This is a genomic window from Ruegeria sp. AN6 (assembly GCF_056540425.1).
In genome coordinates, this window is record NZ_JBQFWR010000003.1 from 102827 (window position 1) to 117434 (window position 14608).

17 protein-coding genes are annotated in these 14608 nt (G+C 57.2%); 5 read left to right on the plus strand and 12 right to left on the minus strand.

Annotated features, from left to right (window positions below; genetic code table 11):
- Positions 1–4: 4 nt before the first annotated feature.
- Complete coding sequence (locus ACR0MQ_RS06895) at positions 5–313, plus strand: hypothetical protein (protein ID WP_480606865.1); 309 nt, start codon at positions 5–7, stop codon at positions 311–313.
- Here the strand turns inward: ACR0MQ_RS06895 and ACR0MQ_RS06900 are convergent.
- The 4 genes from ACR0MQ_RS06900 to ACR0MQ_RS06915 are packed head-to-tail and all read right to left on the minus strand — an operon-like array spanning position 296 to position 3053.
- Positions 296–601: a 4a-hydroxytetrahydrobiopterin dehydratase gene (locus ACR0MQ_RS06900; protein WP_170471617.1), complete on the minus strand. Its 306-nt coding sequence runs from the start codon at positions 599–601 to the stop codon at positions 296–298. The two genes, ACR0MQ_RS06895 and ACR0MQ_RS06900, sit on opposite strands and share 18 nt — an antisense overlap.
- Complete coding sequence (locus ACR0MQ_RS06905; RefSeq protein WP_170774702.1) at positions 598–1785, minus strand: GNAT family N-acetyltransferase; 1188 nt, start codon at positions 1783–1785, stop codon at positions 598–600. The genes ACR0MQ_RS06900 and ACR0MQ_RS06905 overlap by 4 nt, the downstream gene beginning before the upstream one ends.
- 45 nt (positions 1786–1830) lie before the next feature.
- Complete coding sequence (locus ACR0MQ_RS06910) at positions 1831–2601, minus strand: glycerophosphodiester phosphodiesterase family protein (protein ID WP_170774700.1); 771 nt, start codon at positions 2599–2601, stop codon at positions 1831–1833.
- Positions 2598–3053, minus strand: coding sequence for a RidA family protein (locus ACR0MQ_RS06915; protein ID WP_010438528.1), 456 nt, complete (start codon positions 3051–3053; stop codon positions 2598–2600). The genes ACR0MQ_RS06910 and ACR0MQ_RS06915 overlap by 4 nt, the downstream gene beginning before the upstream one ends.
- Positions 3054–3349: 296 nt before the next feature.
- Here ACR0MQ_RS06915 and ACR0MQ_RS06920 point away from each other — a divergent pair, with 296 nt between their 5' ends.
- Both ACR0MQ_RS06920 and ACR0MQ_RS06925 read left to right on the plus strand, forming a co-directional pair.
- Positions 3350–4165 carry an MlaA family lipoprotein gene (locus tag ACR0MQ_RS06920; RefSeq protein WP_480606869.1) on the plus strand — a complete coding sequence of 272 codons (816 nt, stop codon included), beginning with the start codon at positions 3350–3352 and terminating at the stop codon, positions 4163–4165.
- Complete coding sequence (locus tag ACR0MQ_RS06925; protein WP_170541913.1) at positions 4155–4763, plus strand: MlaC/ttg2D family ABC transporter substrate-binding protein; 609 nt, start codon at positions 4155–4157, stop codon at positions 4761–4763. Before ACR0MQ_RS06920 ends, ACR0MQ_RS06925 begins: the two co-directional genes overlap by 11 nt.
- Before the next feature lie 77 nt (positions 4764–4840).
- Here the strand turns inward: ACR0MQ_RS06925 and ACR0MQ_RS06930 are convergent, their stop codons facing one another.
- The 4 genes from ACR0MQ_RS06930 to ACR0MQ_RS06945 are packed head-to-tail and all read right to left on the minus strand — an operon-like array spanning position 4841 to position 9010.
- Positions 4841–5938: an ABC transporter ATP-binding protein gene (locus ACR0MQ_RS06930; protein WP_010438520.1), complete on the minus strand. Its 1098-nt coding sequence runs from the start codon at positions 5936–5938 to the stop codon at positions 4841–4843.
- Positions 5939–5943: 5 nt separating this feature from the next.
- A complete protein-coding gene (locus ACR0MQ_RS06935; RefSeq protein WP_010438517.1) occupies positions 5944–6843 on the minus strand; it encodes a carbohydrate ABC transporter permease in 900 nt (299 codons plus the stop codon).
- Positions 6836–7708, minus strand: a complete 873-nt coding sequence (locus ACR0MQ_RS06940) for a carbohydrate ABC transporter permease (protein ID WP_170387762.1) — start codon at positions 7706–7708, stop codon at positions 6836–6838. Before ACR0MQ_RS06940 ends, ACR0MQ_RS06935 begins: the two co-directional genes overlap by 8 nt.
- A gap of 57 nt (positions 7709–7765) precedes the next feature.
- Positions 7766–9010 carry an ABC transporter substrate-binding protein gene (locus ACR0MQ_RS06945; RefSeq protein WP_010438511.1) on the minus strand — a complete coding sequence of 415 codons (1245 nt, stop codon included), beginning with the start codon at positions 9008–9010 and terminating at the stop codon, positions 7766–7768.
- A gap of 216 nt (positions 9011–9226) precedes the next feature.
- On the opposite strand from ACR0MQ_RS06945, the gene ACR0MQ_RS06950 reads away from it, so the two are divergent.
- Positions 9227–9964: a response regulator transcription factor gene (locus ACR0MQ_RS06950; RefSeq protein ID WP_170541920.1), complete on the plus strand. Its 738-nt coding sequence runs from the start codon at positions 9227–9229 to the stop codon at positions 9962–9964.
- Positions 9961–11403 carry a sensor histidine kinase gene (locus tag ACR0MQ_RS06955; RefSeq protein ID WP_480606875.1) on the plus strand — a complete coding sequence of 481 codons (1443 nt, stop codon included), beginning with the start codon at positions 9961–9963 and terminating at the stop codon, positions 11401–11403. The genes ACR0MQ_RS06950 and ACR0MQ_RS06955 overlap by 4 nt, the downstream gene beginning before the upstream one ends.
- 1 nt (position 11404) lies before the next feature.
- Here the strand turns inward: ACR0MQ_RS06955 and fliP are convergent, their stop codons facing one another.
- Genes fliP through fliF form a run of 4 tightly spaced genes read right to left on the minus strand, consistent with a single transcriptional unit; the run spans position 11405 to position 14595 of the window.
- Positions 11405–12133: a flagellar type III secretion system pore protein FliP gene (gene fliP / locus ACR0MQ_RS06960; RefSeq protein WP_480606878.1), complete on the minus strand. Its 729-nt coding sequence runs from the start codon at positions 12131–12133 to the stop codon at positions 11405–11407.
- Positions 12130–12417: a FliM/FliN family flagellar motor switch protein gene (locus ACR0MQ_RS06965; protein ID WP_480606880.1), complete on the minus strand. Its 288-nt coding sequence runs from the start codon at positions 12415–12417 to the stop codon at positions 12130–12132. The genes fliP and ACR0MQ_RS06965 overlap by 4 nt, the downstream gene beginning before the upstream one ends.
- Positions 12410–13006: an ABC transporter ATP-binding protein gene (locus tag ACR0MQ_RS06970; protein ID WP_480606883.1), complete on the minus strand. Its 597-nt coding sequence runs from the start codon at positions 13004–13006 to the stop codon at positions 12410–12412. The genes ACR0MQ_RS06965 and ACR0MQ_RS06970 overlap by 8 nt, the downstream gene beginning before the upstream one ends.
- The gene (gene fliF, locus ACR0MQ_RS06975; protein WP_480606885.1) at positions 13006–14595 is read right to left on the minus strand and encodes a flagellar basal-body MS-ring/collar protein FliF; all 1590 of its coding nucleotides are present in this window, start codon (positions 14593–14595) and stop codon (positions 13006–13008) included. Before fliF ends, ACR0MQ_RS06970 begins: the two co-directional genes overlap by 1 nt.
- Between the last annotated feature and the right edge of the window lie 13 nt (positions 14596–14608).

Below are 14608 nucleotides of genomic sequence, written 5' to 3' on the forward strand. Positions count from 1 at the left end.
TAAGATGACGAGATGGATCAGCCTCGGCGCGCTTCTGGTGCTCGCGGCTTGTGATGTACCGCAATCACCTGTTGTTACCGGCCCAGACGGACAGACCCGCATTCAGATCAATACCGCCGGTTTGACCTGTTATGAGACACGGTGCCTCGACATCAACCCGTCGACCCGCAGCGTCCGCTCTGTCGGCAGCCGCACGATCAGAATTCCGGCCAATATCGATATCAGCGGAGGAACCATTTCTCCAGATGATTTCAAACACCTAGGAACCGCTGCGTTGCTGGCAGGTGGTGCAGGGTCAGCTGGCGACCGATAGAAGGCTATCCATCTTGCGCGCCAGCTTGGCGTCTTGTGCGGACAGGCCGCCAACATCATGGGTGGACAGCACCACCTCGACTGTGCGGTAGACATTCGACCATTCGGGGTGGTGGTTCCATTTCTCGGCCCAGATCGCCACCTGCGTCATCCAGCCGAAAGCGGCGACAAAATTATCGAAGATGAAGGTCTTTGTGATCGCATCGCGGTCCTCAACCATGGTCCAGCCATTTCTGAACAGCGGGTCCAGCAGCGGGCCGCGGGTCTCGGTTGACAGAAGTTCGGTCATTGCTGTTCCTCCGGGTTCGATTTCCTGAACGGGCCATAATCCGTCAGAATCTCGATCTCTTCTCCCACTGCGTGGGCTTCGGCGTCCAGATATTTCTGAACTGCATCAGCAAAACCCGGATCACCGACCCAGTGCAAGCTATGCGTGCGGGTCGGCATATAACCGCGCGCCAACTTGTGCTCGCCCTGGGCACCTGCCTCAACCCGGGCCAGCCCTTCGGCAATGGCAAAGTCGATCGCCCTATAATAGCACAGTTCGAAATGCAGGCAGGGATGGTGTTCCACGCAGCCCCAATAGCGGCCATAGAGCGTTTCCCGGCCGATGAAATTCAAGGCCCCGGCTACCGGGTATCCGTTGCGTTCGGCCAGCACCAGAGCGATGTCATCTGTCATGGTTTCCTGAGCGATATCAAAGAATTGCCGCGTCAGGTAGGGTGATCCCCATTTGCGCGCGCCGGTATCCTGGTAGAATCGCCAGAAGGCACCCCAGTGCTCCGGCCGCAGATCATCGCCTGTGATCGTACGAATCTGCCCGCCGAAGTCACAGGCCTGCTCGCGTTCTTTCCGGATATTTTTGCGTTTGCGCGAAGATAGCGCTGCCAGAAACCCATCGAAATCAGTGTATCCATCATTGAGCCAGTGAAACTGCTGCGAATGCCGGACCATCAGACCCATCTGTTCACCAGCCAGCGCCTCGGCCTCGGTGCAGAAGGTGGCGTGCAGTGAGGAGATACGATTTTCGGCGGCTAGCTGCACCGCGCCTTGGACCAGCGCTGACATGCCCACCGCATCATAGCCGGGCCGTACCAGAAAACGTCGGCCTGTTGCGGGTGTAAATGGCGCAGCAATCTGCAGTTTCGGATAGTATCGCCCGCCTGCACTTTCATAAGCATGGGCCCAGCTGTGATCGAAGATGTACTCACCCTGCGAATGCGATTTGGCATACATCGGCGCCGCACCGATCAGCATTCCATCAAGATAAGCCGTCAGATATTGCGGCTGCCAGCCCGTGCCGCGTCCGACTGAACCGCTTTCTTCCAAAGCCAGCAAAAATCGGTGTGTGGTGAACGGATCATGCGGTCGCCCGCCATCAGCAACCTCAGGACAGGCGCAACTGTCCCAATCGCCCGCTGTTATCTGCGATAGCGATGTCAGAACCCGAACCTCAATCTGTGCCTGATCCATGTCCCCTCCGCGCTGCACCTTTATCTGTGATCGCGCGCGGCAGGATCAAGCGGGATATTCGGCTAGATAGCCTTCGAAGGTCACATTATCGGCAACCCTGCGCGCCTCGGCCTCTTGTTCAGGCGAGCGCACCGTCCAGCACAGGATCGGCACACCTTGTGCCTTCAGCTCGGCGACCCGGGGTCGGTCAAGATCAGAAGCTTCATGGCTGATGAAACTGGCCCCAACACGGTCAAAATCCGGGATATTGCGCAGATGGTCGCAAATGGATTGCGGCAAAAGCTCGGCCTTTGGGTCGTAAGAGCCGGTAACGAGACCGCGCGGTAGGTGTGGCGCAAGGCGCGCGAGTTCGGCAACCGCGTGTGGGTTGAATGACATTAGTGCGACCAGTCCGACATAGCCTTTCAACGCACTTACTACATCCGCTTCCAACGCACCGATATCAGGTCCCATTGCCCCATCCTGATCCTTAAGCTCAATCAGAAGAGGCACCCGACCGGCAACCATGTTCAACACCTCTTCGAATGACGGGATACTCTCACCGTCGGAATGCAGCAGAGGCTGCGCCTGAGCCTGCGCCGCAGTGATTTGCTGAATAGGTCCCGCGCGCCCGGTCAGGCGAGTCATGTCATAGTCATGAAACACCATCGCACGGTTATCGCGCGTGCGCTGCAGATCAATTTCAATGCCATATCCCGCGTCTATTGCAGCGCGAATGGCGGACCGGCTGTTCTCGGGCCGCTGGTCTGCAACGTCATGCAGCGCCCGATGTGCAATCGGGCGCTTCAGAAACTCAAGGGGCAGCGAAGGTGTCATTGAACCTCGAAGATGCCTTCGATTTCGACCGCGACGCCCAGCGGCAGCGACGCCGCGCTGACGGCCGAGCGCGAGTGACGACCAGCCTCACCCAGCGCCTCAACCAGAAAATCGGACGCGCCATTGATCACCTGCGGTTGCGCGGTGAAATCAGCGGTCGAGTTCACGAAACCAGTCAGTTTGATCACCCGCACCAGTTTGTCGATATCGCCGTCGCACGCCGCTTTTACCTGAGCCAGCAGATTGATGGCGCAAACCTTGGCCGCAGCCGCACCTGCCTCAATATCCATGTCATCGCCCAGCTTGCCTGTGATCAGATCGTCCGCCTTGGAGATTTGGCCCGACACATAGACGATGTTGCCGATGCGCACGAACGGAACGTAGTTTGCTGCGGGCGCGGGCGCGTCCGGTAAATTGACACCCAAGCTATCCAGTTTTGCTGCAATACTCATGTGGTTGATCCTCATCTCACAGTGATTCCGCGCGGACGCTAACCGGGAACGCAGGTTTCGGAAAGCGGGAAAGCGGTAATTTTCTTAAGGCCTGCGAACTGCGCGGGTGTTCTCCTGTTCAGGAAGTGTTGAATTCGTGTCACTTTACGACCTCCCACCTACTGAGGTAAACGCGAGTCGTTGTTTCACATTCCGCGCGAAACCTCTATGTGAGACGAATTGCGCACCATGAGCGCAATGGCCGTATTGATTGAAGGCCCGGCACACCACCGGGTATTTTTGGAGTAAGGAAGACAGTGCCAAGCTATATTCGCCTGAAGCACCTATTCATATTCGCCATCATGACGGTTCTGTCGGCATGCGCAACGCAGCCACAGGACGCTGCCGCGCGAGGTGAGATTTTCGACCCTTACGAAGGTGCCAACCGTGGCATTCACAAGTTCAATCTGGGCGTTGACCGGTTCCTGTTCCGTCCAGCCTCAAAAGGCTATGTGAAGATCGTGCCCGATCCGATGGTCACCAGCTTCAATCACTTTGCTGAAAACCTGACCATGCCAGGGCAGGCTCTGGATTATCTGTTGCAAGGCAATCTGAAACAATCGGGCAACGCGTTGCTGCGCTTTCTGATCAACTCGACCGTGGGTGGATTTGGCCTGTCCGCTCCGGCGGATGAATTGAACCTGCCGCCCGTCGACACCGATTTCGGAGAAACCTTGCATGTTTGGGGTGTCAGCGAGGGCGCCTATGTGGAACTCCCCTTCTATGGCCCGTCGACCGCGCGTGATGCTGTGGGCGTCGTATTCAATCTTTTCTCGAACCCAATTAACTTCTCTCCGGTGCGTCCGGTCGACAACATTGGTGTCTATGCCGAGGTTGTGCGGCGCATGGGGGATCGTGGACGGTTCTCGGATACGGTCGATTCAATTCTTTATGACAGTGCCGATAGTTACGCGCAGGCACGTACGATCTATTTGCAAAATCGCCGCTTTGAACTGGCAAGGGATGATGAAGACGCCTATCTGGGTCTGTATGACGATCCCTACGCCAACAGCGGGACCGACCCTGTCAGAGACCCCTATCTTGACCCGTATGAGGACCCCTATGCCGAATAACCTGTTGAACAGACGCCGATTTGTAGCCGCTGCCCTCACCGGGATGACAGTTGCCGCATTGCCTCTGCCCGCGTTTGCGTTGACCGAAGCGCAGGCCAAGCAACTGGTCAACAGCGTGGTGGCCGATATCACGCGTATCATCGACTCGGGTAAATCCGAGAACGCGATGCTACGCGATTTTCAGAAGATTTTCGTTCAATACGGTGATGTGCCGATCATGGCCCGCTATGCGTTGGGGGCGGATGCACGCACAGCGTCATCCGCGCAGCTGCGCCAGTTCACCAAGGCGTTCGAGGGCTATATCTCGCGCAAATATGGCCGCCGGTTCCGCGAGTTCATCGGCGGTGAGGTCACCGTGCGCAACGCGCGCAAGATCAAGACCGGATACGAGGTCAGAACCTCAGTCAAACTACGCGGCTCGTCCCCGTTCGAAGTGACATTCTTAGTGTCCGACAAGTCTGGCCGCGGCAAGTTCTACAACATGTTCATCGAAGGCGTGAACCTGCTGCTGACCGAGCGCACTGAGATCGGTGCCATGCTGGATGCACGTGGCGGTGACCTAAATCGCCTGATCAAGGACCTGAAAAACACCGGCTGATCCTGATATCCGAAAACGAGCGTGCCGCCGATTAACACCGGCGGCACAGTGGCGATCCGTTGCCTGAATCCACGGAATCAATTCAGTCGTTCGCCCGTTTCCTTGGCGAAATACGACACCTTGCTCATGTCGAAAGCCAGATTCAACATCTGGCCCGCCTGCGCGCTGGTTTCGGCATGCAGCCGAGCTGTGACCTGCTTGCCCCCCAGTTCCGACACCACATAGGTGTCGGCCCCGGCAGGTTCGACCATATCGACCATGCAGGCCGCCTCTTGCACACCTGCCCCGGCGCGGAAACCAGCCTCGGCGATATCCTCAGGGCGTAGACCGAGGATGACATCCTGCGGCAGTTCCGGTGCGCGCGCATCGGTTAAGACCAGCGTATCGCCGGTTTCTCGCGTGATCGAAATCTGCGTCCCCGAACCATTGTTCGATGCCTGTGCTGGGATCAGGTTCATCGCCGGAGAGCCCATGAAATCCGCAACGAAAAGGTTGGCCGGGTTGTTGTAGATCTCGGCCGGTGTTCCGATCTGCTGCACGATCCCGCCTTTAAGCACGACGATCTTGGTCGCCAGCGTCATTGCTTCGATTTGGTCGTGGGTCACGTAAACGATCGATGCGTCCAGCGTCTGGTGCAGCTTCTTGATCTCGGTCCGCATCTCGACCCGCAGCTTGGCATCAAGGTTCGACAGGGGTTCGTCAAACAGGAACAGCTTAGGATCACGCACCAGCGCCCGGCCCATTGCGACCCGTTGACGCTGACCGCCCGACAATTGGCTTGGGCGGCGGTTGAGCAGCGGTTCGATCTGCAGCAGCGACGCGACCTCTTTCAGCTTGGCATCCTGAGTGGCCTGATCGACCCCACGCACTTTCATGCCGAAGGTGATGTTCTTGGCGACCGACATGGTCGGGTATAGAGCATAGGACTGAAACACCATTGCGATGTCGCGGTCCTTGGGGCTGACATGGGTCATGTCGTTACCGCCGATGGACAGGGTGCCTCCGGTGATTTCCTCAAGCCCAGCAATGCAGTTCAGCAGGGTGGATTTACCGCAGCCCGACGGGCCGACAAGCACCAGGAAATCGCCCGGTTCAATCGAGATGTTGATGTCTTTCAGAATTTCGACAGGGCCGTAATTCTTGTAGAGTTTGTTGATATCAAGGATGGGAGCCATGGGTCTTATCCCTTCACTGAGCCAGCGGTCAGGCCGCGGATGAAATACTTACCGGCAACGACATAGACGAGCAGCGTCGGCAGACCCGCGATGATCGCGGCAGCCATGTCGACGTTGTACTCTTTGACGCCGGTGGTGGAGTTTACGATGTTGTTGAGCGCCACGGTCACAGGCTGTGTGCCCGCCTGGCTGAACGACACGCCGAACAGGAAGTCGTTCCAGATCTGCGTGAACTGCCAGATGACGGTCACCACGATGATCGGCAGCGACAGCGGCAGGAAGATCGACCAGAAGATCCTCATGAACCCGGCCCCATCGACACGCGCCGCCTTGGTCAGCTCGGCCGGAATGGTGACATAATAGTTGCGGAAGAACAGCGTGGTGAAGCCCAACCCATATATCACGTGGACAAAGATCAGACCCGGAATGGTTCCTGCGATTCCCATGATGCCCAAAAGGCGCGCCATGGGCAGCAGAACCACCTGGAACGGGATGAAGCAACCAAACAGCATCAGCGAGAAGATGATGTTGGCACCTTTGAACCGCCACTGCGCTACGACATAGCCATTCAGTGCGCCTAGAAGGGTCGAGATCGCCACCGCAGGCACCGCAATCAGGACCGAGTTCCAGAAGTATGGCCGCAGACCTTCGCACTGGATACCGGTACAGGCGCCGGACCATGCAGTTTTCCAGGCGTCAAAGCTGACCTCTCGCGGAAGCGAAATCAGGGACCCGGTGCGGATTTCCTCAAGGCTTTTCAACGATGTGGTCAACATCACGAACAGCGGCATCAGGTAATACAGCGCGAACAGGCCCAGCAGGACATAAAGCAACCAACGCAGGGCAATCTTTCCAGTGGCGCTTTGGGTACGGGTTTGGGTTTGGGGCATCGACAGATCAGTCATTTTTCGCCCTCAGCTCTGAGTAAAGATAGGGAACCACGATGGCAAAGACGACCAGCATCATGATCATCGCGGACGAGGCCGCCTGACCAATATCGCCGCGCGAAAACGCCATGGCGTACATATAAGTGGCAGGCAAATCAGTCGCGTAGCCCGGACCGCCACCCGTCAAGGCGATGACAAGGTCAAAGCTTTTGATCGCGAGATGCGCCAGTACGATGAAGGCTGACAGGAAGATCGGGGCCATCGAGGGGATGATGATCGCAGTATAGATGCGCCATGTCGGGATGCCATCGACCTGCGCGGCCTTGATGATCTCTCCGTCCACTGACCGCAGACCGGCCAGGAACAGCGCCATGACGAAACCCGAGCTTTGCCAGATCGCGGCCATCACGATGGTGTAGATGGCGTAATCAGGGTTCACCAACCAATCGAACTCGAAGTTTGTGAAGCCCCAGCCCTGCACCATGGATTCTATGCCCAGACCCGGGTTCAGAATCCACTTCCACGCGGTACCGGTCACAATCATCGACAGCGCCATCGGGTAGAGGTAGATCGTGCGGATGGCTCCTTCGACGCGGATTTTCTGATCCAGCAGGATGGCCAGCAACAGGCCCAGTACCATCGCGATGACGATGAACAGCGCGCCAAAGATATACAGGTTGTTGATCGCCGTATCCCAACGGGGCGAGTCAAAGAGGCGTTCATACTGGATGAAGCCCTTGATCTCGTATTTCGGCAGTAGTTTCGATCGGGTCAGCGACACCCATGCGGTCCATCCGATAAATCCGTAGACAAAGATCAATACGGCGATGAACGACGGTGCCAGCACCACCTTGGGCAGGTGGTTTTCCAGCCATTCGGACATTTTAGCCTCCGGGGAAAAATGCTCTGCCCCTCTGTATAGGGGGCAGAGCGTATTGGATCAGTAGCTGTTTGCTACCGCGTCCGCCAATTGCTGAACCGCGTCAGCCGAGGACATATCCGAGTTGAAATGTGCAGTCACAACATCGGTGATCGCACCGGACTGCGACCCGCGCAGCGCCATGCCATGGGCGTAAGACGGCAGCAGCGAACCTGCGGCAGATGTCGAGCCCATGTCTTCGGCCGACAGGTTGGCACAGATGTCAAAATCTTCCAGACCAACATCGGTCCGCGCAGGGATCGAGCCTTTGTTCAGGTTGAACACTTTCTGGAAGTTCGGTGCAACGATCAGCTTGGCGAGCAGGTCCTGACCGGCTTTCTTGTCGTCGCCTTCCACGTCAAACATGGCAAAGCTGTCGACGTTGTACAGATACCCGTCGCCCGGGGTCGAGGCGCACAGGAAATCTTCGCCGGGCTTTTTGCCAGCCGCCAGGAATTCACCCTTGGCCCAGTCACCCATGATCTGGAACGCAGCTTCGCCGTTCATCACCATTGCGGTGGCGAGGTTCCAGTCGCGGCCCGAGAAGTTCTCGTCCACGTATCCGCGCAGGGTACGCATCTGATCAAACGCCTGCACCATGGTGTCCGAGGTCAACGCTTCGGGATCCAGATCAACCAGTGCTTTCTGGTAGAACTCAGGTCCACCAACGCCAAGCACAACTGCTTCGAACACGGTGGCGTCCTGCCATGCCTGACCGCCATGAGCCAGCGGGATCACACCGGCGGCCTGCAGCTTTTCGGCAGCGGCATTGAATTCATCCCAAGTGCTGGGCATTTCGATACCGTTTGCGGCCAGAACGTCCGCGTTGGCCCAGATCCAGTCAACACGGTGAACGTTCACCGGAGCCGCGCACCAGGTCCCTTCACACTTCATATGGCCCGCGATCGACGCTGGCAGGACATCTGCCCAGCCTTCGGCTTCAGCCACGGCTGAGATATCGGCCAGTACGCCTTCTTCATACCATTCCTGAATGGCAGGGCCTTTCAGCTGAACGGCTGTCGGCGCGTTACCTGCCAGAACACGGGCCCGCAACGCGGTCATGGCCGCATCACCGCCGCCACCTGCGACCGGCATATCAGTCCATGTGCCACCGTTCGAGGCAAACTCCTCCTGCAGAACAGCGACCGATTTCGCTTCACCGCCGGATGTCCACCAGTGCAGGACTTCTGCCTGCGGTTCGGCCACTACCGACGACCCGGCCGCAATGGCAAAGGTCGACACAGTGACAAATGCAAAACGCTTCATATTTGTTCTCCTCCCTGAGAATTCGGTGCCACCCAATGGGCGGCGATGCTCGATATAGCGCTAACAGAATGCCGCATGGCAACGCAGAATGCAGAGCAATATCCTGACAAGGCGGAAATTTTCACCGCTTTTGTTACCGCGTGTTACTTTGGGCTTGAATCCGTTTCCATTCGTTACAATTGGCGGCGGCGGAGGAAGTTTGAGAGGAGGATCAGAGTGGGTATTCCCCGGCTCCTGGTGGTGGACGACGATTCTGAGATGCGTTCGATGATGACCCAGTTCTTTCAGCAGAACGGGTATATAGCGCTGCCTGCCAGTTCGGAAAGTGAAATACGCACGCATCTGACTTCAGGCCGGATCGACCTGATCCTGTTGGACGTGATGCTAGGCGACGAGAACGGTGTGGAAATTTGCGCTAGATTGCGCACCGAGCAAGATGTACCGATCATTCTAGTCTCTGCTTTGTCGGCAGATCACCAGCGCATGGCGGGATATGAAGTTGGCGCGGATGACTACATTGCCAAGCCGTTCAACCCGCAGCTTCTGCTGGCCCGCGTCCGTGCTGTGATGCAGCGCGCGCAACGCACCCCTTCGCTGGCTTATCGCCGCCGTACCCGTACATTTCACTTTGACGGCTGGGTCTTTGACGGCAAACGGGACGAGGTACATTCGCCCGACGGCTATTTAGTCTCGCTTTCTCAGCGCGAGACCGCCCTGCTGAAAGTCTTGCTAGCAAATCCACACATCCCGCTAACCCGGGATGAGATCGCCACCGCACTGGATGTCACCGGCGAGGCTGACAAGCCCGAGGCGCAAGGCCGCGCCATCGATATGCTGGTTGGGCGACTGCGCTCTAAAATTGAGGCTAATCCGAAAGAGCCTCAGATGCTGCGCACTGAGCGTGGGGTTGGGTACATATTTACCGCCGACATATCGGTAGATGAGGACGCATGACATTGCGCCTGCGCAGCTTTGGTTGGGTTTGGACGCTGTCAGCCTTCGCTGCAGGGCTGTTGGCAACCGCATTGTGGTTCAACTCTGCACAGGCTTGGAACCGTTTCCAAACTCAGGCATTTGTTGCGGGATTCACCGTATACGAGGATTTGCGGACGGGGATGGCACCGCCACCCGGCTTGCTGATCAATCCCTTGCCTGCCAAGGCCGCCGCACTTGCCGATAGGGGAGAATTCCAACAAATGCCCGGCTTTTCTGATCGCCGCTTTGTCACCAACCTGTCGATCCTGACCGACAGTTCAGCACCTCTGAGTGGACGCGAACTGACGCTGGCGGTATTGTCCGATCGTCTGGTCTATCCGGTCTCTGATATCGTTTCGGGCAACGATCAGACCGGGCCCGAGAAGATGGGCAATCTGACGCGCCTGCTTGCGACCTATTGCAGCGAACCGATCCTGATCGCGCAATTTGGACGTGGTGTCTGGCAACAGATTGATGGCACTGAAATCTGGGGGTGTAAGGCAGCTCCGATTGATCTGCGCCTGCCCGCGATATTGCTGGGTATCGTCGCGCTGGCCGCGTTGCTGACCTCTGTCGGTAATGTCTCGGACAGCTTCACGCGCTTTGCACAGGCACTTGGTGACCGCAAACGCCGCGGTGGGCCACAAAGTTATACTGCGGACGGGCCGGAAGAGCTGCGCGATATCGTGGCTGCGGTGAATGATCACCTTGAGGCTGAACGAGCGCAGCTTGAGAAACGCGCCATTGTGCTGTCGGGTGTTAGCCACGATCTGGGTACGCCGGCAACGCGTGTCCGGCTGCGTGCCGCCCTGATCGACGATGCCGAATTGCGCGAGAAGCTCGAAGCAGACGTGGATCAGATGACCGGCATGATCGAAAGTGTACTAACCTATACAAGGTCCGAGCTCAGTGTCGAGGAACCGCGGCAGATCTCGTTGACCTCACTGGTCGAGTCACTGGTCGCCGACTATCAGGATATGAACTTGCCCGTATCTTTGAAAGCGATTGAACCTGTCGCTGTCGAAGGTGCGCCGTCATTGTTCATGTCGCGCCGGGGGCACGGATCGCTGCCTGAGACACGGCGCATTCTGGTGATGGGTCGACCAATCTCGTTGAGGCGGGCGCTGTCAAATCTGATCGACAACGCCTTGAAATATGGGCGCCGGGCCGAGGTTGAGCTGGAAACCAATGCTCAATCCGCCACGATTATTGTCGAAGATAAAGGCACCGATTTGTCGGTTGATGATATCGAGGCATTGCTGGCCCCGTTCCAGCGTGGGTCAAACACCGGTTCGTCAGATGGCTTTGGGCTTGGCCTGACCATCGCACGCACCGTTGCCGAGCAACATGGCGGAACGCTGAGCTTTGAGGCCGGAGACCAAGGCTTGCGCGCTTGCCTGCAGATCACCCGGCAATAGATCAGGGCGAATAGCTGCGTACCAGCGCGCTTGCGATCAAAGTCCAACCATCTGCAATCACGAAAAATGCCAGTTTGAACGGCAGGGAAACCGTAGCCGGAGGCACCATCATCATACCCATCGACATAAGGACCGCCGCAACAACCAGATCGATGATCAGGAACGGCAAAAATATCAGAAACCCGATCTGAAATGCCCGCGCAATCTCGGACAGCATGAATGAAGGCATCAGAACGGACAGAGGTGCCTCGGGTGACAGCTGCGAATCCGCGCCATCTGGTCGCAATGTTGCCATCGCCTGGAACGTATCGACATCCAGACGCGCCGCCATAAAGCTGCGAAACGGCACCAGCGCGCGTTCCAGCGCGGGCTCCACGTCTATTGTTTCCTCGACCATTGGCTGGATGCCGACTTCCCACGCTTCGGTGAAAACCGGCTCCATGATAAAATAGGTCAGAAACAGCGCCAGACTGACAATCAGCATGTTGGGCGGCGATTGCTGCAACCCAATCCCTTGCCGCAGTATCGCCAATACGGTGATCAGAAATGGAAAACAGGTGATCATGATCGCCAGACCCGGTGCCATGCTGAGCACCGTGATCAGCAAGATCAGCTGAATCGTCCGGGCCGAAATCGATCCATCTTCGCCCATAGACAGCGACAACTCCTGCGCCATGCCGCTGGTGGGGACGACCAGCAGAATTGCCAGCCAGATCAGATGGCGCATCATCCGATCCCGTTTTGCAGATCCGAGATCTCTGTCAGCCGCACAGCCAGCTGCCCAGCCTGATCTCCTTCCATTTCCTCCAGCAGCCCGCGTGCGACCAATTGGTCCCCGACATACAGGTCGACGGGGTCTTCAATGCGTTTGTCCAGCGCCAGAACAGCGTTTTCGCCCATGTTCAGCAGATCACGGATCAAAGGTCGCGCCCGACCAGCCGAAACTGTGACTTCGATCGGAACCGCTTCGAACGGATTTGGCTTTTCGGATTTCGGAGCTTGGGGATCACTCATTTGACAGAGCCTCTTTTGCTTCAAATAGATAGGCGTCGAAAGATGCGGCAATGGACGCGAGCAACGCGGCACAATCCACCTCTCGATAGGCGGTGCCCACTTGCAAACGCGCCTGTCCCGCCTGCAGAGAAGGGTCCTCGACAACTTTCGGCAAAGGCGTGAAATCTTGTGGGAGAACCGCCTGAACCTGATCGGCGGCACCTTCCGGAAAGGTAAGTAGCATCGGCTGCCCGATCTGATCCCGAGCCATCTCACAAAGCTGTTCAGTCAATCTGGCGGGAAAGCCCAGTTCGACGGTTTCGGGAAAAACCACCTGTATCAGGCTCTGAAACATCGGTTCCAGCGACAATGTCATCCGGGTTAACGCCTCCTGATAGGTAAACGACAGGTCTGCTAGCGCTGCAGACAAGTCAGAACTCAGTTGCGCCCGACCCTGTTCCTGCGCCTGCACCGCATCTTCCCAACCGGCACCATAGCCTTGCTCAAAGGCCGCAAGGCGTTGTTCTTCGAGTGCCTCTTCATCCACCAGATGAACAGCGACACCAGCTGTTGGGGCGGTAAAATCCTCAAAGAGATGAGCGATAGACATCACACCCTCTCCTCACCTTCTTCAAGCCAGCTTCGCAGAATCTCAACCGTCTCTTCCTGTTTGTCACCGATCATGGCACGCAATCGGTCGACGGGGTCTTCATCATGGGTGCTGGCTATTACCGGAACATTTGCCTGAGCGGCCTCAGGACGTGATGTGAACTCTTGCGCATGACCATTTGCGATCTCTCCCGTCAAGTAAGTTGCAGGGTCCGCTTCCGGCGGTATGCCTGCCGGTAGCAACGCAGGTGCAGCAGATTTTGTCAAAATGGGTCGTATGACAAACAGACCCAAAACAAGGGATACCAGTGCCAAAACGAACATCTGAACCAGCGACATGGCATCAAGATGAATCTTCTGCCAGACCGACGACGACACCAATGTACCCTGCGGCTCAACAACAGGTAGATCAAGCGATTTAAGGGTAATGACGTCACCGCGTTCGGCATCATAACCTACGGCTGAGGAAACAAGTTCCTCCAACGCGTCAAGCTCTGGCTGCGGAATGGGTTCAAATCGTTCGACGCCTTCTGTATCAACCGTTCGGGCACCGTTAACCAGCACTGCGACGGTCAGACGTTTGATGGCACCCGGCGCTCGGTGAACCTCGAGTTCGGTCTCGGAAACCTCATAATTCACCCGCTCGCGGGTCTGGGTGGCATTTGAATTGGATTCGTCTCCGCCAGCGCCATCCCCATCCGGCAGATTTGACGCCACGGTCACGTCTGCAGACTGATTTCGCGCACTGTCAGACCGTTCTTCAACATCCGTACTGATCGCTACGCGACCTTTAGGATCGAAGCGGCGCTCACGGATCGACTCGGTTTCGGTCACCGTATCCACGCTGACCTCGACCACGGCATTAACGGCCCCGACGCGTGCTTCGACAAGTCGAAGAACTTTTTCCCGCAACTGGCGTGCTTTGTCGTCTGCAGTATCAGCGGCCACGGTTGATTCCTGTGCTCCGATCACAGCGCCGTTCGAATCGATTACGGTGACGTTTTCTGGTGCAAGCCCGCTGACAGCTGACGCCACCAGAAACCGGATCGCCTTGGCCTGATCTCCTGTGATCTGCGCACCCGATGGCACCAAATATACCGAAGCGGTCGGCGCAACACTACGTTGAAACGGGTTGGCCGAACCGTTGGCGATGTGTACGCGTGCCTGGCTGACATGTGAGCTGCCGACAATCGTGCGGGCCAACTCGCCCTCTTTTGCCCGCCAATAAGCAGCGTCAAACATCTGCGACGTCGTGCCAAATCCACTGAGTGAGTCCAGCAACTCGTATCCGCGGTTGCCGTTTGCTGGCAGTCCTTCACTGGCCAGCGTCATGCGCAACTCATCCCGTTGCGAGCCCGGTACATAGATCGAACCACCCCGGATTTCATACGCAACACCGCGCTGATCCAGCGATCGCACGATATCACCCGCCGCACCGCTTTCGAGACCTGAATATAACAGCGTCATCGACGGTGCCGTCGCAATCCGTGACATCGCAAGCACGCCCAGAAACACCAGCACTACCGCACCGGCCGCGAAAATTTGTTTGCGCTTGTCCAAACTTGCCCAGACAGTTCCGATCTGCTGCACACTCACCTCCGAC

Bases quoted from the DNA above. Each gene is read 5' to 3' on its own strand.
- ACR0MQ_RS06910 (WP_170774700.1), bottom strand. From the start codon at position 2,601: ATGACACCTTCGCTGCCCCTTGAGTTTCTGAAGCGCCCGATTGCACAT.
- ACR0MQ_RS06945 (WP_010438511.1), bottom strand. From the start codon at position 9,010: ATGAAGCGTTTTGCATTTGTCACTGTGTCGACCTTTGCCATTGCGGCC.
- ACR0MQ_RS06940 (WP_170387762.1), bottom strand. From the start codon at position 7,708: ATGTCCGAATGGCTGGAAAACCACCTGCCCAAGGTGGTGCTGGCACCG.
- ACR0MQ_RS06900 (WP_170471617.1), bottom strand. From the start codon at position 601: ATGACCGAACTTCTGTCAACCGAGACCCGCGGCCCGCTGCTGGACCCG.
- ACR0MQ_RS06965 (WP_480606880.1), bottom strand. From the start codon at position 12,417: ATGAGTGATCCCCAAGCTCCGAAATCCGAAAAGCCAAATCCGTTCGAA.
- fliP (WP_480606878.1), bottom strand. From the start codon at position 12,133: ATGATGCGCCATCTGATCTGGCTGGCAATTCTGCTGGTCGTCCCCACC.
- ACR0MQ_RS06925 (WP_170541913.1), top strand. From the start codon at position 4,155: ATGCCGAATAACCTGTTGAACAGACGCCGATTTGTAGCCGCTGCCCTC.
- ACR0MQ_RS06935 (WP_010438517.1), bottom strand. From the start codon at position 6,843: ATGACTGATCTGTCGATGCCCCAAACCCAAACCCGTACCCAAAGCGCC.
- ACR0MQ_RS06970 (WP_480606883.1), bottom strand. From the start codon at position 13,006: ATGTCTATCGCTCATCTCTTTGAGGATTTTACCGCCCCAACAGCTGGT.
- ACR0MQ_RS06955 (WP_480606875.1), top strand. From the start codon at position 9,961: ATGACATTGCGCCTGCGCAGCTTTGGTTGGGTTTGGACGCTGTCAGCC.
- ACR0MQ_RS06915 (WP_010438528.1), bottom strand. From the start codon at position 3,053: ATGAGTATTGCAGCAAAACTGGATAGCTTGGGTGTCAATTTACCGGAC.
- ACR0MQ_RS06895 (WP_480606865.1), top strand. From the start codon at position 5: ATGACGAGATGGATCAGCCTCGGCGCGCTTCTGGTGCTCGCGGCTTGT.
- ACR0MQ_RS06930 (WP_010438520.1), bottom strand. From the start codon at position 5,938: ATGGCTCCCATCCTTGATATCAACAAACTCTACAAGAATTACGGCCCT.
- ACR0MQ_RS06905 (WP_170774702.1), bottom strand. From the start codon at position 1,785: ATGGATCAGGCACAGATTGAGGTTCGGGTTCTGACATCGCTATCGCAG.